The following is a 22,866-nucleotide window of genomic DNA, read 5'->3' as shown; positions in this document are numbered from 1 at the left end:
CCAGCTCCATACCGCTGTGACCTGCGTTTTTCTAGCGTTGTCGGTATGACGACGACTGCAGTGACGGAGAGCGGTACCGGTATCGGTGCCCGTACCGGCAGGGGTGCCTCCCGCGCCCTCGACGCCGCCCTCGCCCTCGACGGGGTGAGCCGGACGTACGGGGGCGGGGCGCCCGCGCTCGACGGCGTGGACCTCGTCGTCCCGCGCGGCCGGTTCCTGGCGGTGATGGGACGGTCCGGTTCCGGCAAGTCCACCCTGCTGCGGTGCGCCGCCGGACTCGAACGGCCGACGACCGGCACGGTACGGATCGGCGGCACCGACCTCGCCACCCTCCGGAAGACCGCGCTCACCCGCCTCCGACGGGACCGCGTCGGCTTCGTCTTCCAGTCCCTGAACCTCGTCTCCGCCCTGAACGTGCGGGAGAACGTCACCCTGCCCCTGCTCCTCGCCGGGGCCCGCGAGGGCCGGACGCTCGACGCCCGCGCGCTGGCCGGGCTCGACGCCGTCGGGCTCGCCGACCGGGCCGAGGACACCCCGGAGAACCTGTCCGGCGGCCAGCGCCAGCGGGTGGCCATCGCCCGCGCCCTGGTCAACGAGCCCGAGGTCGTCTTCGCCGACGAGCCGACCGCCGCGCTCGACCCCGTCACGGCGGCCGGGGTGCTCGCCCTGCTGCGGCGCGCGGTCGACGAGCGCGGCACCACGGTCGTGCTCGTCACCCACGATCCGGTGGCGGCGGCCTGGACGGACGAGGCGGTGTTCCTCGACCGGGGCAGGCTCGTCGCCCGGCTCGACCGGCCGGACGAGCCGGGGGTACGGGACATGCTGGGCGCCCACGCGGAGGCCGGGCGCCGGGGCTCGGACGCCGGTGGGCTTCGTACGGGCGGCGCCGGACGGGTCACCGGGTCGGTGACCCGGTGAAGGCGTTCGGGAACCCCGCCGTACGGCTGCTCTCCGGCCGTTCCCTGCGGGCGCACCAGAAGGCGTGGGCGGCGGTGTTCGCCGCCGTCGCCGTCACCTCCGCGCTGCTCGGGGCCCTCGCCCTCGCCCTCGGCGCGACCGGCCTCGGCCACGCGCGCGTGGAGCGGTACGCCGCCGCGTCCGTCGTCGTCGCCGGTGACCAGGAGGTGCGCTGGACGACCAAGCCCTGGGGGAGCGAGCCGACCACGGAGACGGCCGGTCTGACCGAGCGGGTACGGGTCCCGGGCGCGGCCGTCGAGGTCCTGCGGTCGGTGCCGGGGGTACGGGCCGCGGTGCCGGACCACAGCTTCGTCGTACGGGAGCGGGCGGCGGGCGCGGCCGGGGAGACCCGGACCTACACCGGGCGGTCCTGGGACGCGGCGCGGCTCGCCCCGTACCGGCTGCTCGACGGACGGGAGCCGCGCCGGGCCGGTGAGGTCGTGACGGGTACGGGCACCGGGGTCCGCGTCGGGGACACCGTCGCCGGGCGCGAGGTCGTCGGGGTCGCCGACGGGCCCGACGCGCTGTACGTCACGGCGGGGGAGGCTCGGCGGCTCGCCGGGCGTTCCGGTGCCGCCGGTCCCCTCGACGCCGTCGACGCGATCGGTGTCCTCGCCGAGCCCGGTGTGCCCGTGGACACTCTCCACGCGCGCGTGCGGGCCGCCCTGGACCGGGCCGGGCTCAAGGACACCGCCTCCGGGCAGCCGCTCAGGGCGTTCACCGGTGACGGCCGGGGCAGCGCCGAGCACCTCGCCGCGGCGCCAGCGCGCGCCGAACTGCTCCAGCTGCTCGCCGCCGTCTCCGGGACCGTCGTCCTCGTCGCCGTCCTCGTCCTCGCCTCGCTGGTCGCCCAGGCGCTCCAGCAGCGCGCGGGCGAGCGCGAGCTGCTGCTCTCGGTCGGCGCGACGCCCCGGCAGATACGTGCGGCGGCCGGGCGCGAGGTGACCCGGGTGGCCGGTGCCGCCGCGCTGCTCGGCGGGCTGGTGGCCGTACCGGTGTTCCTGGGGCTGTGGTCGGCGCTGCGGAGCCGTACCGGAGTGGTCCCGGACGGCCTCGAACTCGCCGCCCCGCCCTGGCTGTTCGCCGGCGTCCTCGTCGTCGCCGCCGTCGTGGTGGGCATCACCCGGCTCGTCGTCCTCCTCGCCACCCGCCGGCCGGGCCGACCGGGGAAGGGGGCCGTCCGGCGCGTCAGCGGGATCGTGCTGCTTCTTGCGGGCGTGGCCTCGGCCGGTACGGCGACGGCCCAGAGCGGCGGGGCAGCCGCCGCCGCCGCCGGGGCGGCCACGGTGACGCTGGTCGCCGGTTGCGCACTGCTCGGGCCGTGGATCGCACGGGCCGCGATGACGGTCCTGGACCGGCCGTTCCGGCGGTTCGGCGGCGCGCCGGGGCGGCTCACGGCCGCCGGGGCGAGCGCGCACTCGCGCCGCCTCGGGGCCGCGCTCGTCCCGGTCGTCCTCGTCACCGCCTTCGCGCTGGTGCAGCTCGCGGCGGGTACGACGGCGGAGCGGGCCGCCGACGCGCAGGCGCGCGCCGCGACGACCGCGGACCTCGCGGTGTCCGGTACGACGGCGGAGCGGGTGCGGAAGCTGCCCGGGGTCGTCGCGGCGACGGACGTGCTGCGGTCGACGGTGGTGCTGGCCAGGACGGAGGCGGGTTCGCCGCGCCTGGAGCGGCTTCCGGTGCTCGGCGTCGACGCGGCCGGTCTCGCGGGCACGCTCGACCCGGGCGTGGTCGCCGGTGACCTGGAGGGGCTCGCCCGTACGGGCACGGTGGCGGTCGGCGCGGACATGGCCGACTCGCTGGACGTACGGCCCGGTTCCACGGTCGCGCTGCGGCTCGGCGACGGGACACCGAGGACGCTGCGGGTCGTCGCGGTGTACGAACGCTCGCTCGCCCTCGGGGAGTTCCTGCTGCCCGCGGCGGAACTGGCCCCGCACATGAGCGATCCGCACCCCGCGCGCGTGCTCGTGGCCACGGACGGGGCGGCCGGGTCCGTCAGGTCCCTTGCTCCCGTCGCGTCCCGCACACCCGCCGCTCCCGCCGTTCCCGTCGCACCCGAGCAGGTGACCCCGCCGGGCGCCGAGTTGAACGGGCTGGTCTCGGCGGCGGTCGTCGCCGCGATCGGCGGGCTCACCCTGCTCTCCGTGCTCAGCACCCTCACCCTGATCGGCGCCGGACGGCACGACGAGCTCCGGCTGCTCGGCCAGGTGGGCGCCACGGCGGGTCAACTGCGCCGGATGCTGTGCCTGGAGGCGGGGTTCCTGAGCGTCACCGGGCTGCTCATCGGCACCGTGGTGGCCGCGCTGCCGCTGACGGCCTTCGCCTGGTCCTTCACGGGCGGGCTGCCGTATCTGCCGCCCGCGTACGCCGCGGTGATCGCCGGCGCGGTGGTGGTGACGGTGGCGGCGGGAGTGTTCCTGCCGGCCTCGGCCAGGCGCTGAACGCCACCGGGAGTTCGGGTCCCGCTCAGGCGTTGAGGTAGGCGAGTACGGCGAGGACCCGGCGGTGGCCGCCGCTGTCGGTCGGCGGCAGGCCGAGCTTCAGGAAGACGTTGCCGATGTGTTTGTGCACGGCCCGCTCGGTGACCACCATCGAGCGGGCGATCGTGCCGTTGTCGTGGCCCTGTGCCATCAGCTCCAGGACCTCGCGCTCGCGGGGGGTGAGCGAGTCCAGCGGGTCGTCGCGGCGGCGGGCCAGCAGCTCGGTGACGACCTCCGGGTCCAGGGCCGTACCCCCGGAGGCGACCCGTTCCAGGGCGTCGAGGAACTCGTCCACCCGGCCCACCCGGTCCTTCAGGAGATAGCCGACGCCCCGCGCGCCGCCGCCCAGGAGTTCGGCGGCGTACGTCTCCTCCACGTACTGGGAGAGCACGAGCACGGGAAGTCCCGGCAGCTGTTCGCGGGCCGCGAGCGCCGCCCGCAGCCCCTCGTCGCGGAAGCCGGGCGGCATCCGTACGTCGAGGACGGCCACGTCGGGCCGGTGCTCCAGGAGCAGCGGCAGGACCTCGGGCCCGGTCGCGGCGACCCCGGCCACCTCATGGCCGGAGGAGGTCAGCAACAGCACCAGGCCCTCCCTCAGGAGGGCGTTGTCCTCGGCGATCACCACACGCACGGAAGCTCCACTTCGATCACGGTCGGGCCCCCGACGGGGCTGGTCAGTCGTACGGTGCCGTCGAGCGCGGCGACCCGGCGGCGCAGGCCGGTGAGCCCGGAGCCGCCGCCCTCGCCCGCTTCGGCGCCGCCCCGGCCCCCGTCCGCCACGCGCACGCGTAGAGCGGCGGGTTCGCGGGAGAGCGCGACGGTGGCGCGGGAGGCACCGCTGTGCTTGGCGGCGTTGGTGAGGGCCTCGGCGACGGCGAAGTAGGCGGCGGCCTCGACGGCGGCGGGCGCACGGGGGCCCCGGTCGTGGTCGGTGTCGGGGGCGGGGCCGGAGCCGGTCACGGCGCCGAGGTCCGGGTCCGCGTTGAGGGGGCTGTCGCCGACGGGGCTGCCGCCGACGGGACCGCCGAGGTGGCGGTGTCCGTCGTGGGCCAGGCCCGCCACGGACACCGCCACCTCCAGGCCGCTGCTCGCGGCGAGGGCCCGTACCGCCCCTGCGAGGCCCCGGTCGGTGAGGATCGGCGGGTGGATCCCGCGCACCACGTGCCGCAGCTCGGCGAGCGCCGCCTCGGCCTGCGTCTGCGCGTCGTCGAGGAGCCGGCGCGCTGCGGCGGGATCGGAGTCGTACGCGCGCTTGGCCAGGCCGATCCGCATGGAGAGCGCCACCAGATGGGCCTGGGCGCCGTCGTGCAGATCGCGTTCGATCCGGCGCAGTTCGGCGCCGTGCGCGGCGACGGCGCCGGCCCGGGTGGCGGTCAGCTGCTCGATACGGGCGGCGAGCACGGCGTCCCTGGCGGCCGAGGGGGCGGGGGTGAGCAGCGCGCGGGACCACTCGGCGGCGAGGCCGGCGAGCCTGCCGATCAGCGGCAGGGCGACGGGCCTCCGTCCCGCGAGCCCGGCCACCACGCCGTCGACGAGGAGCGCGGGCACCCACAGGATGAGCGAGGCGTACCAGAGCACCAGGCCGTAGAGGAGCTGCGCGGCGGCCCAGACCAGGTCCCGCGCCGTGCCGGGGTCGGTGACGGCGGTGCGCACGCGCGCGGGGAGGGGCCCTTCCAGCGGAAGGTACGCCTCCGGTACGGGGGCTCCGGTCCACACGGCGGTACGGCGCCGCTCCCAGCCGGCCATCCGGCGCAGCAGCAGCACGCTCTCGGGAAGCACCCCGGCGCCGATCACCGTGACGGTGAGGAGGGCCGTGAAGAGGGCGACGCCGATCATCAGGTAACAGAGGAGCGCGAGGGCGGCCCCGTACAGGAGGTGGAGCGAGGCCCGGCCCGCTTCCTTGATGGCGTCACGCATGACGACAGGCTATGCGGCCGGAGCCGGGGGGTGCGGTGGAGCAGGCTCCACCATGGGTCCGGGGGCGGGCACCGCTGTGCGCGGCGGGCGCCGGGACGAGGATCGAACCCGTACCTCCTCCCCTTCCCTCCCCTTCCTCTCTGGAGATTTCCATGCGGTTCGTGCTCTGGCTGATGCTCGTGGTGAGCGTCCTCGCCAACGTCTACGTCAACACCTTCGCCGGCTGGACCGGCGCCACCGAGATCGTCGCGAGCGCCTGCACGGGCGCGGCGGTACTCGGCTCGGCGATCGGCCTGTGGGTCACCCGCTCCTGTACGGAGGCCTGACGCCCGTACGGGAACCGGCTCCGCCGTGTCCTCCGGCCGGGGTTGTCAGACGCCTGCCCCACAATGGAGGGCGTACCTGAGGAGGGGCAGACATGGCCGTATGGGACGACCTGGTCGGACAGACGCGGGTCGAGGAGCAGCTCTCCGCCGCCGCGCGGGACGCCGACGCGCTCGTGACCGCCCATGCCGTCGGAGGACCGCCTCCCGAGGCCTCGAGGATGACCCACGCCTGGCTCTTCACGGGCCCGCCGGGGTCGGGGCGGGCGACGGCGGCGCGGGCGTTCGCGGCGGCGCTCCAGTGCGTGAGCCCCGACCGCGCCCTCGGCGGCGCCCCGGGCTGCGGCTTCTGCGACGGCTGCCACACGACCCTCGTCGGCACCCACGCGGACGTCGAGATCGTCCGTACGGACCTGCTGTCCATCGGCGTGAAGGAGACCCGCGAGCTCGTCCGGCGCGCCCAGCTCTCCCCGGCGGGCGGCCGTTGGCAGGTCATCGTCCTGGAGGACGCCGACCGGCTCACCGAGGGCGCGGGCAACGTGCTGCTGAAGGCCGTCGAGGAGCCCGCACCGCGTACGGTCTGGCTGCTCTGCGCGCCGTCCCTCGAAGACGTGCTGCCGACGATCCGCTCGCGCTGCCGTCATCTGACCCTGCGGACCCCGCCGGTGGAGGCGGTGGCCGACGTGCTCGTACGGCGCGACGGCGTCGCGCCGGAGGTGGCGCAGGCCGCCGCCCGCGCGACCCAGGGCCACATCGACCGGGCGCGCAGGCTCGCCACCGACGAGCGGGCCCGCGCCCGCCGGTCGGTCGTCCTCAAGCTGCCGTTGCGGGTCGGGGACGTCGGCGGCTGCCTCAAGGCCGCCCAGGAACTGGTGGACGCGGCGGCCGAGGACGCGAAGCAGGTCGCGGAGGAGGTCGACGTCAAGGAGACCGAGGAGATGAAAGCGGCCCTCGGAGCGGCGCAGGGCGGGCGGATGCCGCGCGGCACGGCCGGGGTGATGAAGGAACTGGAGGAGCGGCAGAAGCGCCGCAGAACGCGTACGCAGCGCGACAGCCTGGACCTCGCCCTCACGGACCTGACCGGCTTCTACCGCGATGTGCTCGCGCTCCAGCTGCGCTCGCGCTCGCCCCTAGCCAACACGGACGTGCGGGACGCCATCGAAGGCATCGCCCGCGACACCACCCCGGAGCGCACCCTGCGGCGCATCGAGGCGATCCTCGCCTGCCGCGAGGCCCTCGACCGGAACGTGGCGCCGCTGCTCGCGGTGGAGGCGATGACGATGTCGCTGAGGGGCTGACGGGCCGGCACGGGGGTGACCCGCACCGACCTGGCGGACGTGGCCGGTCTGGGCCGCCTGCCGTCCTCGGTCGGCCGAGGAGGGCGATTGGACACGGTCCGTACCGGTCCGGATACGCTCCGGGGATGGACTCCAGGCGTTTGCTCCGTACGTCCGCCACCGCCCTCGCGGCTGCCGGGCTGATCCTGTCCGGCTGCTCGGGCGGAAGCGACGCGGCGGCGTCCCGCACCACGTCGGCGCCCCCGGCGGCAGCTCCGTCGGCCTCCTCTAAGGCGCTGGCGAAGTACTACGGGCAGAAGCTGAAATGGCGTGACTGCGGAGTCGCCACGTTCCAGTGCGCCACGCTGCGCGCCCCGCTGGACTACGCGAAGCCGGACGCCGGAGACATCGACCTCGCCGTCTCCCGGGTCAGGGCGACCGGCCCCGGGAAGCGGCTCGGTTCGCTCCTGGTCAACCCCGGCGGCCCCGGTGGCTCGGCCGTCGGCTACCTCCAGGGGTACGCGGGCATCGGCTACCCCGCCCCGGTCCGCGCGCGCTACGACATGGTGGCCGTCGACCCGCGCGGAGTCGCCCGCAGCGAGCCCGTGGAGTGCCTGACGGGCCCGCAGATGGACGCGTACACCCAGGTCGACCAGACCCCCGACGACACGGCGGAGATCAACGCCCTCGGTGCGGCCTTCAAGGACTTCGCGGCCGGCTGCGAGAAGAAGTCGGGGAAGATCCTCCCGCATGTCTCGACGGTGGAGACGGCCCGCGACATGGACATCCTGCGGGCGGTGCTCGGCGACGAGAAGCTGAACTACGTGGGCGCGTCGTACGGCACCTTCCTCGGCGCGACGTACGCCGAGCTGTTCCCGGCCCGGGTCGGCCGGCTCGTCCTGGACGGGGCGATGGACCCCTCGCTCCCGGCGCTCGATCTGAACCGCGACCAGACGGCCGGGTTCGAGACCTCCTTCCGGGCGTTCGCGGCCGACTGCGTCGGCAGGCCGGACTGCCCGCTCGGCACCGAATCGGTGGAGGCGGCGGGCAAGGCGCTCAAGAAGTTCTTCCGCGACGTGGACGCCGAGCCCGTACCCACCGGAGAGAGCCGCCCGCTCGGCGAGTCCCTGGCGACCACCGGCGTGATCGCGGCGATGTACGACGAGGGTGCCTGGCCCCAGCTGCGCGAGGCGCTCACCCAGGCGATGGGCGGCGAGGGCTCGGGCCTGCTGGCCCTCGCGGACAGTTACTACGAGCGGGAGGCGGACGGCACGTACGCCAACCTCATGTTCGCCAACGCCGCCGTGAACTGCCTCGATCTGCCGCCCGCCTACACCGGCCCCGCCGACGTCGAGAAGGCCGTGCCGTCCTTCGAGAAGGCCTCCCCGATCTTCGGCGAGGGCCTCGCCTGGGCCGCGCTCAACTGCACCTCCTGGCCGATCCCGGCCACCGGCCGCCCCCACCGCATCACCGCCGAAGGCGCCGCCCCGATCCTCGTCGTCGGCACCACCCGCGACCCGGCGACCCCGTACAAGTGGGCCGTCTCCCTCGCCGACCAGCTCTCCTCCGGCACCCTCCTCACCTACGAGGGCGACGGCCACACGGCCTACGGCCGGGGCAGCGACTGCATCGACACGGCGATCAACACCTACCTCCTCGAAGGCACCCCGCCGACCGAGGGAAAGCGCTGCTCATAGGCCCTCTCGGGGGGTGGTCGGAGCACTCCCCGAAACTGTGTAGACTTGGCGACGCCGCTGCACCCACCATGGGCCTGCACGGCGCGCCGCCTTAGCTCAGCTGGCCAGAGCAACGCACTCGTAATGCGTAGGTCTCGGGTTCGAATCCCGAAGGCGGCTCGGAATTACCCCAGGACTCACTCGCCGTGACCTGGGGTTTTTCTTGTTTTCGGGGTGAAGTGGAGCTGGGAAGTCGTATGGGCGGGGACGGGCTGGTCGTTACCGAGCGGACTCGGTTGCGGCGGATTCGGGAGCAGGGGAGTCATCGGCGGGGTGATCTGGACGCCGTGCTCGCCACCGGGTTCCTCTGTCATCTCGGGGTGGTCGTCGACGGGACGGCGATGGTCGTGCCCACCGCGTACGGCGTGGACGACGGGCAGTTGTATCTGCACGGGTCCGTCGCCAGCCGCAGTCTCGTCCAGGCTCCCGGCAGCACCGTCTGTGTCACCGTCACCCATGTCGACGGGCTCGTGCTCGCGCGTTCCGTCTTCGAGCACAGCGTCAACTACCGCTGCGCGATGATCTACGGCGTGCCCCGGCTCGTCACCGATCCGGACGAGAAGCTGCGGGGGCTTCGGGCGCTCACCGAGCAGAGCACGCCGGGGCAGTGGGAGTACGTGCGGCAGCCCAACCGCAAGGAGCTGGCCGCGACCGCGCTGCTCGCGCTCGATCTGGACGAGGCCTCCGTGAAGACCCGCACCGGGCCGCCGGACGACGGGGACTCCGAGGACGCGGCCCTCGGGCTGTGGGCCGGCGTGCTGCCCGTCGTCACCACCTTCGGCGAGCCCGTCGCTGATCCCGTTCTTGCCGCGGACGTCCTTCCGCCCGCTCATGTCACCTCTCGCGTCGGGCGCCCTCCGGGGGAGTGAGCCTCACGTCCAGGTGGCTCAGGTGCTCCTCGTCCGACAGCAGGTCGATCGCCGTGATCCTGCCCTCCAGGACCGTGAAGCCGAGCACGAGCCCCGGGTCGGCGAGCAGGCCCGCCGCCCCGTCCACCAGGGCCGGGCGGGCCGTGCTCGCCGGCGCGGCGACCGCCTCGGCCACCGGCGCCGGGCCGTGCGCCCCCGTCGCCGTGATCCCGCCGTCGGCCGCGTCCGTCCGCAGCACCACCTCCGGGGCGAGGAGTGCCCGCAGGGCGGCCGTGTCCCCGTCGCGCGCCGCCGCCAGGAAGGCCTCCACGATCTTCCGCTGGCGCGGCAGGTCCCGCTGCGGCATCTCCTCCGCCTCCCGCACCCGGTAGCGCGCCCGGGAGGCCAGTCGCCGCGCGACGGCCGGCGGGCGTTCCAGGACCGGTGCGACCTCCTCGTACGGGACGGAGAAGAGGTCGTGCAGGACATACGCCACCCGTTCGGTGGGGGTGAGGCGGTTCAGGGCGGTGAGGAGGGTTCGCTCCTCGGGATCGCCCGGGTCCCGGGGATCCCATGGGTCCCACGGGTGCGTGCGGTGTTTCTCCCGGCTGCGGAGTTCCGTCAGGCAGGCACGCGCCACCGCCGCGGTCGGATCGGAAGGGCTGGAGGGGCCGGCGGGGCCGGCGTCAGGGCCGCCGCTCGCTCCGCGCTCGGTGTCCCGCCGTCTCCCCCGCCACGTCCTTTCCGCAGCCGCCACCGCCTCGTCCGCCTCCGCCCTCGTGCCGAGCAGGTGGTGGGCGATCTCCCTCAGGCGCGGCCCGTTCTTCTCGAAGGCGGCGTCCTCGTCCGCGTTCACGGGGGGTGACCTCCGTCAGTCGCCGTGCCCGGTGCCTCCGCTGCCGAAGCCTCCGCTGGAGATCCCGCCCCACTTGCGCTTCTCCTCGCTCGGCGGGTCGGGTGACGTCTCCGTGCCGGACTCCTTCAGCTGGTACGGCATGAGCCGGTGCTCCCCGTCCGACTGCGGCATCTCGGCCGGCCTGCGGTACTCGGACATCTCGCCGGGCAGCCGGTCCGTCTCCGGCCGGTGCGGCTGTTCGTCGGGCTTGGGAGTCCGGGATTCGCGGTCACGGACCCGGAAGCCCAGCCAGACCGCCGCGATCAGTACGGCGACCAGCACAAGGCCGCCGATGACCTGCCCGAGGCCCGACTGCCAGACTCCCGCGGCCAGCGTCTGTGCTGTGCTGAGAGTGTTCATACTCCAGGGTTACCCGTTTTGGTCTTATTTGGACGCATCCTGCGGAGACAGCTGAAGAATCTTGAAACATTCCCCGCCCCCCATCGCGTCAGTGAGGTGTACGGCGACCACACCACGTGACCGAGGGAATGGAGGGGCATGAGAAAGACCCGCGCGGACGAGTTCCTGGAGTTCGCCTCCGCCCGCTCGGGGCATCTGTTCCGATCGGCATGCCTGCTGACCAGCGGCGACACCCATCTCGCCGAGGACCTCGCCCAGGAGACCCTCGGCCGGATGTACGCCCTCTGGGGCCGCATGGCACGGATCGACAACCCCGCCGCGTACGCCCAGACCGTCCTCGTCCGCACCTTCCTCAGCCATCAGCGGCGCCGCTCCGCGACCGAGCGCCCCCTGGGCGAACTGCCCGACCGCGTCCCCGACGGCGGTGCGGACCCGGCGCTCCGGATCGCGCTGCTCGACGCGCTGGCCGGACTCGCACCCAAGGACCGGGCGGTCGTGGTGCTGCGCTACTGGGAGGACCGCAGCATCGAGGAGACCGCCAGCACCCTGCACGTCAGCTCCGCCGCGGTACGCACCCGGTCCGTACGGGCGCTCGCGAAGCTGCGGGAACGTCTCGGCGGCAGCATCACCGAGTTCGCGACCCGCTGATCCAGAGGCCCGCCGACCGTGCGGCCCGCGGACCCGAGCACACCCGCTGACCTGCGGACCCTCGGACCCGCTGTGCCTGCGGTCCGCGGACCCGCTCGCCCGTTCATTCCAGACTTCCGCCATCCACCAAACCGGAGACGGTGAATTCGACATGCCCCAGCACGAAGGACCCCAGCACGACGGATTCGAAGAGGAACTCGGCGCTGTCCTGCGTCGCACCGGCGACATCTTCGCCGCCGACGACCGGCGCGAGCTCGCCGAGGGCGGGCTCCGGCGCGGCCGGCGCCGCCTGGTCCGCCGCCGCCTCGCCGTGACCGGCGGCGTCCTCGCCCTCGCCGCCGTCAGCGTCGGCGGCGTCTACGGCGGCTCGCTGTTCGGCCCCGCCGGGCCCCCGGTGACCACCTCCGTGGCGGCGCCCCCGCAGCCGAGTCACGCCGACGGCGCCGCCCGCTCCCCGAAGGAGCCGGGCGCCGACGCGGAGATCCCGGTCAAGGACATCGCCGCCGTACTCAAGGCCCACAGCCCGCAGGGCGCGTGGACCTTCGACAACCTCGACGGCACGGGCCAGGCGGTCGCCGGCGTCTTCGACGACGGGAAGGGCAAGGCCGCCGTCACGGTCGGCCTCTTCCGCGCCACCGGCAGCGGCGAGGGCGGCGAGGCACAGGTCACCTGCCCCGACAAGGTCGCCGTCCCCCTCGACGGCTGCACGACCCAGAACCTGCCGAACGGCTCCCGGCTCATGATCCTCCAGGGGTACGAGTACCCCGACAAGCGCGAGGAGACCAAGAACTGGCGCGCTTTCCTGCTCACCAAGGACGGCTTCCTCATCGACGCGAGCGAGTACAACGCCGCCGCCGAGAAGGGCGCCCCGATCAGCCGCGCCAACCCGCCGCTCACCCCCGCCCAGCTCAAGGGCCTCGTCACGGCCGACGCCTGGCGCCCGCTGCTCGCGCGGCTGCCCGTCGTCCCGCAGAAGCCGGGCGGCGGCGACGGCGAGCCCCAGACCCCCGAGCCCACCGGCACCGCGGTCAGGAACGCCCTGCGGTCCCTCCTGCCCCAGGGCCTCACGGTGAAGAGCAAGGGCGGCGAGGGCAGCCACGGCTACCTCGTCGTCGACGACGGCAAGGGGGCGAGTCTCGTCGGGGTCGACGTCCAGCCCGGCTCCCGCGACCTGATCGCGGAACTCTTCGGCGGCGGGGACGTCGTCACGCTGCCCGACGGCCGGATGGTCCGGGCCACCCAGCAGCCCGGCGAGAAGGGCGGCGCCGGAGTCGTCTGGTGGAACATCGACACCATCACCCCCGACGGCTTCCGGGTCGTCGTCTCCGCCTTCAACTCCCCGGCGCAGCACGAGGCCGCCACACGCGCCGAGCCCGCGCTCACCATGGAGCAGCTGAAGTCGATCGCGTTGAGCCCGAAGTGGCAGAAGCTGCCCATGGAGATCGGTCCTCGCCGCCGCTGAGACGTGAGGGAGGGAGCGGGGGGAGTTGGGGAGGGAGCTCACCAACTCCCCACCGCTCCGGGCCTACTTCGCGTCCGCGTACCTCTCGACCGTCGCCGTCGTGAACGGGAACCTCACCGGCGTCTCCCCGAACGCGATCCGGCCCGCCTCGTCCCCGGCCGCGCCGATCGCCACCGCCACCGCCTCCGTCTCCTCCGCCGGGCAGTGCACGATCACCTCGTCGTGCTGGAAGAACACCAGCTCGGCCCGCATCCCGGCGAGCGAGCGTCGCAGCGCCGCGAGCATCAGCAGCGCCCAGTCGGCCGCGCTGCCCTGCACCACGAAGTTACGGGTGAACCGGCCGCGCGCCCGGGCGTTCCCCGAGGCGTACCCGGGGGTGAACTCGGCCTCGGCCGCCGCCGGTTCGCCGCCCTCCTGCGGCAGGCCCGCCTCCTCGTCGTCGCCCGCTCCCACCGCCCGCGGGCTGGTCCGGCCCAGCCAGGTCCGTACGAGCCGGCCCTCCTCGCCCGCCTTCGCCGCCTCGTCGACATAGGCCACCGCGCGCGGGAAGCGCCGTCGCAGCGCCGCCAGGTTCTTGAGGCCGTCGCCGCTGGTCTGGCCGTAGACCGCACCCAGCAGTGCGATCTTGGCGTGGTCGCGGTCACCGGAGAAGGCCCGGTCCGAGAGCCGGGTGTACAGGTCGTCCGGGTGCCCCGCGACCTCCATCAGCCCCGGGTCACGGGAGATCGCGGCGAGCACCCGCGGCTCCATCTGGTCGGCGTCCGCCACCACCAGTCGCCAGCCGGGGTCCGCGACCACCGCCCGCCGGATCACCTTCGGGATCTGCAGGGCCCCGCCGCCGTTGGTCGTCCAGCGCCCGCTGACCGTGCCCCCGGGCAGGTACTCGGGCCGGAACCGGCCGTCCCGCACCCAGTCCTGGAGCCACGACCAGCCGTGCGCCGTCCAGATCCGGTACAGCTTCTTGTACGCGATCAGTGGCTCCACCGCCGGGTGGTCCAGCTCCTCCAGCTCCCAGCGACGGGTGGACTTCAGCCGTACGCCCGCTCCGGCGAAGGCCTTCACCACGTCCGCGGGAAGGTCCGGCCGGACCCGGCGCCCGAAGGCCGCCGACACCTGGTCCGCCAGCTCGGCGAGGCGGCGCGGCTCGCCCCCGCCCGCGTACCGCTCGCCCAGCAGCTCCGTCAGCAGGTCCCGGTGCACGTCAGCCCGCCAGGGCAGCCCGGCCCTGTGCATCTCGGCCGCCACCAGCATCCCCGCCGACTCGGCCGCCGTGAGGAGCCGCATCCGGCCCGGGTGCTCCGCCCGGTCGTGCCGGCGCAGCTGCTCCGCGTAGACCGAGAGGAGCCCGTCGAACGGTACGGACACCGTCGGGCGCGGCTCGAACAGCGAGTCCTGCGACCCGGGCTCGGCACCGCGCTGCGGCGGATCGGGCGGTACGGGAGCGTCCCGCAGGCGCGCCCAGGCCGCCGCCGCCGAACGGGGCTCGCCGAGCCGCCCTTCGTGCCCCAGGAGCAGCTGCTCGGCGTCCTCGATGTCGTAACAGCGCTCGACGCGCACCCCGGCGGCGAGCAGTCGGGGGTACACCTCGGCCGTCGACCGCCACACCCAGCGGGCCACGTCGGGCCTGGCCCGTACGGCCGCCACGAGGTCCGGCTCGCGCCGCACCTCCCCGGCGGGCAGCCCGTCGGGGCGGAGGGGGACGAGCAGTGCCCCGTCCCCCTCCGCCTCGGCGGCCAGCGCCCACCTCTCGCTCATGGGTGCGAGTCTGGCACCCGGCACTGACAGTCGGGCGGAGGCGGGGCGGGGGCCCGGGCGGGGCCGGGGCCACGCGCCCGCGTGCGGGCCGCACCGGCGCCACACGCGCGTGCGTGTGCCTACCGGCGTCCGCCCTACGCCGCCGCGTGGAACAGCGCCGCCGCCTCGCCCCGGGAGTCGACGCCCAGCTTGTTCAGGATGTTCGCCACGTGGAACTTCACCGTCGACTCGCTGATGTGCAGCTCCTCCGCGATCCGCCGGTTCCGGTGTCCTAGGGCCAGGTGGCGCAGGACCTCGACCTCTCGCCCGCCGAGCCCGGTCAGCGGGTGCGCGGCCTCGACCGGCGCGGCGGGTGCCGCCAGCGGGATCACGGCCGTGATCGTCGTGCCCCAGCCGGCCACCGCGTCGATGTCGAGCCGCCCGCCGAGCACGTCCAGCCGGTCCCTGATCGTGCCCGCGCCCAGGTCGCAGGGGGCGAGGGCGCCCGCGCCGTCGTCCCGTACCGAGGCGCGCAGTTCGTGCTCGGTGAGCTGCCAGCCGACGTGGATCCGGCGCACCGAGTCCTGTTCGAGCACGATGAGGAGGAGCGACCGGACGATCGCCCGCGCGCTGTGCGCCACGTCCGCCGCGAGCGAGCGCGTCGAGTCCGGGGCGCCCAGGTCGAGCCGGACCCGGCTGTGCCGCAGCATCGGCCGCAGCTCTCCGGCCAGCCGCTCGAAGGCGTCCTCGGCGGGCTCCTCCGCGAGGGCCCGGTCCCGGCGCTGCTCCGCCCGCATCTCGATCAGCGCCGACGCGGCCAGATCGGTCGCGGTGGTCCTGGCCGTGGTGTCGTCGAGGGCCCGGCTGCGCAGCACCCCGAGGACCCCGGAGAGCGCCGCCGTGTGCGAGGCGGTCAGTTCCGCGATCACCCGGGCCCGGGTGTCGGCCGCCGCCCGCGAACGGGCGAGCGCCCCCGGCATCGCCTCCGTCGCGAACCGGTCGAAGTGCCCGGACACCAGGTCCCACAGGGCCTGCGCGACACCCAGTTCGGCCGCGCCCGCCGGGGCGGCGCCGTCCTCCCGTACGAGCACGAGGACCGCCCCGCGCAGGGTCGCGTGGCTGGTGACGGCGACGACCTCGCGGGTCCGCCCGCCGATCGTCGCCGGGCCCTGCCAGGGGCTCCCGGGTACGCCGGCCGCGAGGAGCGGGGCGAGTTCGGCGGAGGTGAGCAGCGCCGTACCGCCGAGCGCCTTGAAGGGGGAATGGGCGCAGTGGGTGGAGAGTTCGGCCGCGTCCAGGTGCGGGATCAGGGGGTCGAGGGCGGCCGAGACCTTGGGGAGGATCGAGCCGAGCGGCTGCCGGATGATCTCGTACGCGGTGGTCAGGGTGAGCGCGTCCATGCGGCCAGCGTACGGGCGAACAGGCAGGGGACGGCCGGTCTTTCGGACAGGTGGGACTGGCCGTTGGGAGGGCGGGGAGAGGGGGGCCGGGGGCGCAGGCTTGGGGACGTCAGAGAGTGGAAGCGACGACGGGACGCCGGAAGGCGGGCCCGTCGGTCGGCGGAAGCGACGGCGTGGCGCCGAAGCGCGGACACGCCGGAGGACGGAAGTCATGGCGTGGCGCCGAGGGGCGGGCACGTCGCAACGGGGAACTGCGGAGGCTGAGATGGAAGCGGTCGTGTACGAGGAGTTCGGCGGTCACGAGGTACTGCGCCACGCGACGGACGTCGCCGTGCCGCAGCCCGGCCCCGGCGAGGTGCGCGTCCGGGTCGCGGCCGTCGGCCTCAACCCGGTGGACTGGAAGCGCCGTTACGGCTGGGTCGAGGAGTTCTACCCGACGGCCTTCCCCGCCGTCCCGGGCCTGGAGTTCGCCGGCACCGTCGACGAGGTCGGCGCGGGCGTGACCCATGTGGCCGTCGGCGACGAGGTCCTCGGCTGGACGAAGACCGGTGCGTACGCCGAGTACGCCATCGCCGGGATCGTCGCCCCCAAGCCCGCCGGGCTCTCCTGGGAGGCGGCGGCGAGCCTGCCGGTCGCCGGCGAGACGGCGCAGCGCGTCCTGGACCTGATCGGCGTACGGGAGGGCGAGACGCTGTTCCTGCACGGCGCCGCGGGGGTCGTCGGCTCGGTGGCCGTCCAGCTCGCCGTCGCCGCCGGGATCACGGTCGTGGGCAGCGCGTCCGAGTCCAACCACGCCTTCCTGCGCGAACTCGGCGCGATCCCCGTCGCGTACGGGGACGGGCTCGCCGACCGGGTCAGGGCCGCCGCCCCCGGTGGCGTCGACGCGGTCTTCGACGCCGCCGGCCACGGGGTGCTGCCGGTCGCCATCGAACTCCTCGGCGGGGACGACGCCCCGAAGGAGCGGATCGTGACGATCGCGGACACGGAGGCGGAGCGGTACGGGATCTTCTTCTCGGGGGTCCTGGGCGAGGAGGAGTCGGTACGGGCCGGGCTCGCGTCCCACGCCCGGCAGGCGGCCGAGGGCGGGCTGACGGTCCGGCTCGCCGAGGTTCTTCCCCTGAAGGAGGCCGCGCGGGCACAGGAGCTGAGCGAGTCGGGGCATGTGCGGGGCAAGCTGGTCCTGATTCCGTGACGCGGTCGGGGACGGGGTGAGGGAGCGGCCCGGGGGAGCGGCCGGGGTGAGAGGATCACCCCGCCGCGGGGCCGCGAGCAGCCCGGTCCCGCTCCGACCCCGGAAGGCGATGACGACGACGATGTACGCGATACCCCTGGGCGACGACGGCGCGGAGCTGCGCCCGCTCGAACCGTGGCAGGCCGAGGAGTTCCTGGCCCACATGGACCGCGGCCGGGACTTCATCGGCGCCCGCAACGGGCTTCCCGACGTGGTCACGGACCTGGAGTCCAGCCGGGCCTTCCTCCGCGCCTACGCGGAGAGGACGGCCACCGACACCGGCCGCATCCACGGCATCTGGTCCGACGGGACCCTCGTCGGCGCGGTGATCCTCCGGATGCTCGACATCAAGGGCGGCCGGGCCGAGGCGGGCTGCTGGCTGGAGCCCGCGGGCGTCGGCAAGGGCCTGATCACCCGGGCGGCGCGGCTGCTCATCGACTGGGCGATCGAGGTGCGCGGGATCCGCCGGGTGGAGTGGGTGGTGTCCTCCGACAACGAGCCCAGCATCGCGGTGGCCAGGCGTCTCGGCATGAGCAGGGACGGGGTCCTGAGGGAGAGCTACGCGTACCGGGGCCGGCTCCACGACGAGGAGGTCTGGTCGGTACTGGCGGGGGAGTGGCGGGCGGCCAAGTCGGGGGCGTGAGGGCGGGGCCCGGATGCGGGGCCGCGTGCGCTTGGTGCCGTGCCCGTGCCCGGGGCCACGCACGCGTGATGCGTGCCCACGCACGCGTGATGCGTGCCCACGCACGCGTGATGCGTGCCCACGCACGCGTAGTGCCGTGCTCCCGCCCGGGTCCACCCGCGCGTGATGCCGTATCCAGGTCCACGCGCGCGTAGCGGCGCCCCGGGCCGTCGGCCCGTGGCCGTACGTCTGGACGGGGCGGTGACCCGGCTCCGACCCCGGTCACCGTCCCGTCCGTCCCACCATCGCCGCTCAGCGCGTCATGCGCCACGCGGGGACGGCCGACGCGGCGACCGCGACCGTCGCGCAGGCGCCCGCCGCCGCGCCGACCGTCGTCCATGGCAGGGCCAGGGACACCGGGGCCGAGAGGGCGGCGAGGCCCGCTCCCAGGGTGCCCAGGGCGAGTGCCGTGACCAGCAGGCCCAGCAGCGTGCCGATCGCGACGGCGAGTGCCGCCTCACCCGTCACCACCCGCAGGATCTGCGCCCGGGTGGCGCCGGCCAGCCGTAGCGAGGCCAGTTCTCCGCCGCGTACCGAGGTCGCCATGAGCAGGGTGTTGGCCAGCCCGATGACCGTGTAGACGAGGGCGATGCCCAGGACCAGGACCAGGCCGAGCCAGGTCTGCGGGCTGCCGCTCGCCGCGCGTTCGGCGGCGGCCCACGCGTCGGCGGTCCTGACGGTGCCGCCGCTCCTTTCGAGGGCCCGGACCGTGGCCGTACCGCCGCCCCGCGCCTCGATCCGGTCGGGGGCGGAGCCGGGGGCGTTCGCCCGGGTGACGTACGGCCCGTTGCCGCCGGTCCCGACGGCGAGGACGGCCGCGACCCGGAGCCGCACCGGACCGGACCCGTCCGCGCGCCAGACCTCGACGGACTCGCCGACCCGGTGCCGTTCGAACTCCTCGTTGACGACGATCGACCGGTCGTCGAGGTCCCCCAGGTCCCCGGCGACCACGGGCAGCCGGGCGAGCGAGGCGAAGGCCGCCGGGTCGGTGACGGCCCGCGCCCCGTACTTCACGACCGCCTCCGCCCCGTCCCGTACGAACACGGAGGTCGCGCCGGTGGCGGACACGACGGCCCCGGGCGGCGCCGTCACCGGCCTCAGCGCCGTGCCGGCCACGACGTGCTCGGCGGCCGTCGCCTCCCGCGCTTCCACCCCCTTCGCGCGCGTGACGCTCGTCGCCGAGCCGAACAGCGTCCCCGCCAGCGCCACGGTCACGAGGACCGGTGCGGCGACGGCGGCGGTACGGCGTACGGACGCGGCGCTGTTCTCCCGTACCAGCGTCCCCACCGCCCCCCGAGCCCGCAGCAGCCGCGCCACCGGCCCGACGAGCAGCGGGGAGAGCAGGGCGACGCCGGTGATCAGGAGCATCGGGAGGGTCGTGTACGTCTTCCGTTTGAGCAGCGCGCCCGGGTCCGTGGCGTACGTCCAGGCCAGGAGCCCGAGCCCGGCCAGGAGCAGGGCCGTACCCAGCAGGGCCCGGCCGGGGGGAAGGGCGTCGGCGTCGACGTCCGCTTCGCCGAGCGCCGCCGTCGGGCCGACCTTCCCGGCGCGCCGGGAAGCGGCGAGGGCCCCGGCGAGGGAGACGGTCACCCCCGTCCAGAAGGCGGTGTGGAAGGGCCAGGCCGCCCCGCCGACGGCGAACCACTCGGGGGCGAGACCGCGGGCGACGAGAGTCCCGGCGAGCAGGGGTGCGCCCAGCGCGCCGAGCGCGCACCCGGCGGCGGAGGCGAGCACGCCGAGCACGGCGGCCTCGGCGAGCAGCAGCCGGCGGATCTGCCCGGGGGTGGCCCCGGCGGTCCGCAGCAGTCCGAACTCGCGGCGGCGCAGCGCCACGGCGAACGCGAAGGTGGAGGCGACGACGAAGACGGAGACGAAGGCGGTGACGCCGCCGGAGGTGCCGAGGAGGGCGTTGAGGGCGACGAGCGCGTCGGCGTCCCGCTCGGGGTCGGGGTCGGCGCGTCGGCGGTCGTCGCCGGTGAGGACCTGGGCGCGGTCGCCGACGAGGGCGCGGACGTCGGCGGCGGGGGCGTCGACCCCGACGGCGTCGGGGCCACCGGGGACGGGGCCACCGGGGACGGGGCCACCGGAGACGGGGCCACCGGGGACGGGGGTGCCGGAGAGCGTGACCGTCCAGCGGGCGCGGAGTCGGCGGAGCAGTTCGCTGTCCACAGGCTGTGGACGGTCGAGCCGCTGCGACACGGCGGCGGTGCCGGGCCCGCGCCGCACGTCGAGCGTCAGCCGGTCCTGACCCTGTACGACGACGGGCGAGGAGGCGAACCGCTCGGGCGGACGCTCCGGCGCGTGGAAGGTGGCGGAGAGGCCGAGCCCCATGGTGACGAGCAGCCCGACGCCGAGCGCGAGGGCGAGGAAACCGCCGAGGAAGGAGGCCCAGCGGGCCCGGAGCCCGGAGAGGACGACGGTCAGCACGGGAGGCCTCCGGCGGGGGTGGTCGAGAGGGCCGTGGTGGTCGAGGTGGTGAGGTGCTCCGGCGTGGCCGGCCCGACCGGTTCGGTCGGCGGCGCCTCCGGTGTCGTCTCCAGCGTCGTCATCCTGGCCGTGACCGACTCCACCGTCGGGCACGGCAGTTCACCCGCCACGCGCCCGTCGACCAGGAAGACCACCCGGTCCGCGCGGGCCGCCGCCACCGGGTCGTGGGTGACCATGACGATCGTCTGGCCGTCCCGGTCGACCAGCTCCCGCAGCATGTCGAGCACCTCGCGGCTCGTCGTCGAGTCGAGCGCGCCGGTCGGCTCGTCGCCGAAGAGGACGGCCGGGCAGGTGATCAACGCGCGGGCGATGGCGACCCGCTGCTGCTGCCCGCCGGAGAGTTCGCCGGGCCGGTGCCGCTCCCGCCCCGCGAGCCCGACGCGCGCCAGCGCCTCCCTGACCTCCGTACGCGAAGGGCGGCGGCCCGCGAGCCGCAGGGGCAGTGCCACGTTCTGCGCGGCGGTCAGGGCGGGCAGCAGGTTGAAGGACTGGAAGACGAAGCCGATCCGGTCCCGCCGCAGCAGGGTCAGCCGTCGTTCGCTCAGCCCCTCCAGGGCGACCCCGCCGACCTCCACCCGCCCGGTGGTGGGGCGGTCGAGTCCGGCCGCGCACTGGAGCAGCGTGGACTTGCCGGAGCCCGAAGGGCCCATGACGGCGGTGAAGGTCCCGGCGGCGAAGTCGAGGTCGACGCCGTCGAGGGCACGGACGTCCCCGTGGTGGCGGGTCAGCCGGCGGAGCCGTACGGCGGGGGAGGCGCCGGGGGTGGTGCCCGCCGCACGAGAGGTCGGGGCGGTCGGAGCCGTCGTCGAGGTCATGCCTCAAGCGAACCGTTTCCGCCGCCGCCGATCACGACCACTGGCGGGCGTCCGAGGGGTATGCCTGGCCCTACCCCTTCCGTACGGCCCGCGCGAACCCTCCCGTGGTGGCGGCCCGGGACACGGCGGCTGAGACCATCGTGGTGACCGCGAAGACGGCTAACACAGCGAAGACCGAGAACACAGCGAGAACGGGAACGCCGCGGGGCGACCGCGCGAGGAACGGGACACGAGGACGGCGTGAGCGCGTGAGCACCAGCACCACCATCGACAAGGCCTTCGAGGCGCTGTACGCCGGCGACGACGGCTCGCTCGACACGGCCGCGTCCTTGCTGGCCGCCGACCCGGCAGCCGACGCGGAACTGGTGCGGCGCGGGGAGGCGTTCGTACGGACGCTGTGGGAGCGGGGCTGGCAGCCCGCGGACGCCGTACGCGTCGTGCGCCGCGACCTGGCCGACGAACACCTCCGGGTCCTCGCCGCCCTGGTCCGGGCCGAGACCGCCCGCTACGAGCGGCTGCCGCACCGCTGGCAGCCGCAGCTCGACGAGCTGACCGAGCGGGCCGGCGCTCCCGGGCGGCCGACGGACCGCTTCTCGTACGCCACGACCGTCCTTGAGCTGTACCGGCTCCTGGTCCGGTTGCCGCGCCTCGACGCGGTCGGCCCGGTACCGGGGGAGACGCTGCCGCCGGCCGCCGCGGGGGAGCCCCGGATGCTCACCCGGATCAGGGCGCTGCTCGCGAAGGCGGAGGCGACCGGCTACCCGGAGGAGGCGGAGGCGCTCACGGCCAAGGCCCAGGAACTCATGGCACGGCACAGCCTCGACGAGGCGACGCTCGCGGCGGGCGCGCCGTCGCCGGAGACGCCGGGCGCGGTCCGGATCGGGGTGGAGCCGCCCTACGAGCAGGCGAAGGCGATCCTGCTCGACGCGGTGGCGACGGCGAACCACTGCCGGGCCGTGTGGAACGAGGCGTACGGCTTCTCGACGGTCGTCGGCTTCGAGGCGGACCTCGACCCGGTGGAGCTGCTCTACACCTCGCTGCTCGTACAGGGCACGTCGGCGATGACGCGGGCGGAGGCGGAGCAGCGGGCCGGCGGACGCAAGCGTACGAAGTCCTTCCGGCAGTCCTTCCTGCTGGCGTACGCGAACCGGCTCGGCACCCGTCTTGCCACGACGTCCCGCCGGGTCGAGGCGGAGGCCCCGACGCTCCTCCCGGCCCTCGCCTCCCGGGACGTGGCGGTCACCACCCGCACGGACGAACTGTTCCCGGAGACGCGGACGGCCCGGGTGCGTGCGGCCTGGGACGAGGAGGGCTGGACGCACGGGGCGTCGGCGGCGGACAGGGCCGGCCTGCATCCGGGGCGGAAGGGGGTGCGGGGGGCGGAGTAGCGGGGCGGGGCCCCGGCGCCCGGCGGGACCCGTCGCCCGTGGGCTGGGGCCCACCGGCCGTCCGCTGGGATCCATCGCCCCTGGGCTGGGGCCGACCCGGCCGCCGGCCCCCACCCGCCCGCCGACCCCGACCCCACCCGACCGCCGACCCCGGCCCCACCCGACCGCCGACCCCGGCCCCACCCGACCGCCGACCCCGGCCCCACCCGACCGCCGACCCCGGCCC

General features: G+C 75.1%; 19 protein-coding genes and 1 tRNA gene. 12 read left to right on the top strand and 8 right to left on the bottom strand.

Going from position 1 to position 22,866, the window contains the following annotated elements:
- The first annotated feature begins 45 nt into the window (after positions 1-45).
- Positions 46-918: an ABC transporter ATP-binding protein gene (locus tag ABT154_RS00100; RefSeq protein ID WP_351850850.1), complete on the top strand. Its 873-nt coding sequence runs from the start codon at positions 46-48 to the stop codon at positions 916-918.
- Positions 915-3,398, top strand: coding sequence for an FtsX-like permease family protein (locus ABT154_RS00095; RefSeq protein ID WP_351850848.1), 2,484 nt, complete (start codon positions 915-917; stop codon positions 3,396-3,398). The genes ABT154_RS00100 and ABT154_RS00095 overlap by 4 nt, the downstream gene beginning before the upstream one ends.
- Before the next feature lie 25 nt (positions 3,399-3,423).
- On the opposite strand, the gene ABT154_RS00090 is transcribed toward ABT154_RS00095, so the two are convergent.
- Together ABT154_RS00090 and ABT154_RS00085 are read right to left on the bottom strand one after the other, a co-directional pair.
- Complete coding sequence (locus tag ABT154_RS00090) at positions 3,424-4,068, bottom strand: response regulator (protein WP_056569375.1); 645 nt, start codon at positions 4,066-4,068, stop codon at positions 3,424-3,426.
- The gene (locus ABT154_RS00085; RefSeq protein WP_351850846.1) at positions 4,056-5,354 is read right to left on the bottom strand and encodes a sensor histidine kinase; all 1,299 of its coding nucleotides are present in this window, start codon (positions 5,352-5,354) and stop codon (positions 4,056-4,058) included. Before ABT154_RS00085 ends, ABT154_RS00090 begins: the two co-directional genes overlap by 13 nt.
- 152 nt (positions 5,355-5,506) lie before the next feature.
- On the opposite strand from ABT154_RS00085, the gene ABT154_RS00080 reads away from it, so the two are divergent.
- The 5 genes from ABT154_RS00080 (at position 5,507) to ABT154_RS00060 (ending at position 9,559) form a co-directional block, all read left to right on the top strand.
- Entirely contained in the window at positions 5,507-5,680 is a 174-nt protein-coding gene (locus tag ABT154_RS00080; RefSeq protein WP_351850844.1) for a hypothetical protein, read from the top strand.
- 92 nt (positions 5,681-5,772) lie between these two features.
- Positions 5,773-6,975 carry a DNA polymerase III subunit delta' gene (locus tag ABT154_RS00075; protein ID WP_351850841.1) on the top strand — a complete coding sequence of 401 codons (1,203 nt, stop codon included), beginning with the start codon at positions 5,773-5,775 and terminating at the stop codon, positions 6,973-6,975.
- A gap of 125 nt (positions 6,976-7,100) precedes the next feature.
- Complete coding sequence (locus ABT154_RS00070) at positions 7,101-8,651, top strand: alpha/beta hydrolase (protein ID WP_351850840.1); 1,551 nt, start codon at positions 7,101-7,103, stop codon at positions 8,649-8,651.
- A gap of 85 nt (positions 8,652-8,736) precedes the next feature.
- Positions 8,737-8,810: transfer RNA gene (locus tag ABT154_RS00065), tRNA-Thr, on the top strand.
- Positions 8,811-8,887: 77 nt separating this feature from the next.
- On the top strand, positions 8,888-9,559 hold the full coding sequence (locus ABT154_RS00060; protein ID WP_351850838.1) for a pyridoxamine 5'-phosphate oxidase family protein: 672 nt from the start codon (positions 8,888-8,890) through the stop codon (positions 9,557-9,559).
- Here ABT154_RS00060 and ABT154_RS00055 read toward each other — a convergent pair.
- Positions 9,525-10,394, bottom strand: a complete 870-nt coding sequence (locus tag ABT154_RS00055; protein WP_351850837.1) for a sigma factor-like helix-turn-helix DNA-binding protein — start codon at positions 10,392-10,394, stop codon at positions 9,525-9,527. The two genes, ABT154_RS00060 and ABT154_RS00055, sit on opposite strands and share 35 nt — an antisense overlap.
- A gap of 15 nt (positions 10,395-10,409) precedes the next feature.
- Complete coding sequence (locus tag ABT154_RS00050; protein ID WP_351850835.1) at positions 10,410-10,793, bottom strand: DUF6479 family protein; 384 nt, start codon at positions 10,791-10,793, stop codon at positions 10,410-10,412.
- Positions 10,794-10,931: 138 nt separating this feature from the next.
- Here ABT154_RS00050 and ABT154_RS00045 point away from each other — a divergent pair, with 138 nt between their 5' ends.
- Together ABT154_RS00045 and ABT154_RS00040 are read left to right on the top strand one after the other, a co-directional pair.
- On the top strand, positions 10,932-11,441 hold the full coding sequence (locus tag ABT154_RS00045; protein WP_351850832.1) for a SigE family RNA polymerase sigma factor: 510 nt from the start codon (positions 10,932-10,934) through the stop codon (positions 11,439-11,441).
- A 151-nt stretch (positions 11,442-11,592) separates the two neighbouring features.
- A complete protein-coding gene (locus ABT154_RS00040) occupies positions 11,593-12,903 on the top strand; it encodes a hypothetical protein (protein ID WP_351850831.1) in 1,311 nt (436 codons plus the stop codon).
- A 63-nt stretch (positions 12,904-12,966) separates the two neighbouring features.
- On the opposite strand, the gene ABT154_RS00035 is transcribed toward ABT154_RS00040, so the two are convergent.
- Positions 12,967-14,658, bottom strand: coding sequence for a bifunctional 3'-5' exonuclease/DNA polymerase (locus ABT154_RS00035; protein ID WP_351850828.1), 1,692 nt, complete (start codon positions 14,656-14,658; stop codon positions 12,967-12,969).
- A 134-nt stretch (positions 14,659-14,792) separates the two neighbouring features.
- The gene (locus ABT154_RS00030) at positions 14,793-16,037 is read right to left on the bottom strand and encodes a helix-turn-helix transcriptional regulator (RefSeq protein WP_351850827.1); all 1,245 of its coding nucleotides are present in this window, start codon (positions 16,035-16,037) and stop codon (positions 14,793-14,795) included.
- Positions 16,038-16,302: 265 nt separating this feature from the next.
- Between ABT154_RS00030 and ABT154_RS00025 the strand changes: the two genes are divergently transcribed.
- The gene (locus ABT154_RS00025; RefSeq protein WP_351850825.1) at positions 16,303-17,229 is read left to right on the top strand and encodes an NADP-dependent oxidoreductase; all 927 of its coding nucleotides are present in this window, start codon (positions 16,303-16,305) and stop codon (positions 17,227-17,229) included.
- 121 nt (positions 17,230-17,350) lie between these two features.
- Positions 17,351-17,911, top strand: a complete 561-nt coding sequence (locus tag ABT154_RS00020) for a GNAT family N-acetyltransferase (RefSeq protein ID WP_351851975.1) — start codon at positions 17,351-17,353, stop codon at positions 17,909-17,911.
- Positions 17,912-18,202: 291 nt separating this feature from the next.
- Here the strand turns inward: ABT154_RS00020 and ABT154_RS00015 are convergent, their stop codons facing one another.
- Complete coding sequence (locus ABT154_RS00015) at positions 18,203-20,377, bottom strand: ABC transporter permease (RefSeq protein WP_351850823.1); 2,175 nt, start codon at positions 20,375-20,377, stop codon at positions 18,203-18,205.
- Complete coding sequence (locus ABT154_RS00010; RefSeq protein ID WP_351850820.1) at positions 20,371-21,252, bottom strand: ABC transporter ATP-binding protein; 882 nt, start codon at positions 21,250-21,252, stop codon at positions 20,371-20,373. Before ABT154_RS00010 ends, ABT154_RS00015 begins: the two co-directional genes overlap by 7 nt.
- A gap of 248 nt (positions 21,253-21,500) precedes the next feature.
- On the opposite strand from ABT154_RS00010, the gene ABT154_RS00005 reads away from it, so the two are divergent.
- Positions 21,501-22,640, top strand: a complete 1,140-nt coding sequence (locus ABT154_RS00005) for a DUF2786 domain-containing protein (RefSeq protein WP_351850818.1) — start codon at positions 21,501-21,503, stop codon at positions 22,638-22,640.
- The last annotated feature ends 226 nt before the right edge of the window (positions 22,641-22,866 follow it).

Source organism: Streptomyces sp. NPDC001728 (assembly GCF_040297565.1).
Classification (GTDB): domain Bacteria; phylum Actinomycetota; class Actinomycetes; order Streptomycetales; family Streptomycetaceae; genus Streptomyces.
The sequence above is the reverse complement of the archived record's forward strand: the minus strand, read 5'-3'. Positions and strand labels throughout refer to the sequence as shown.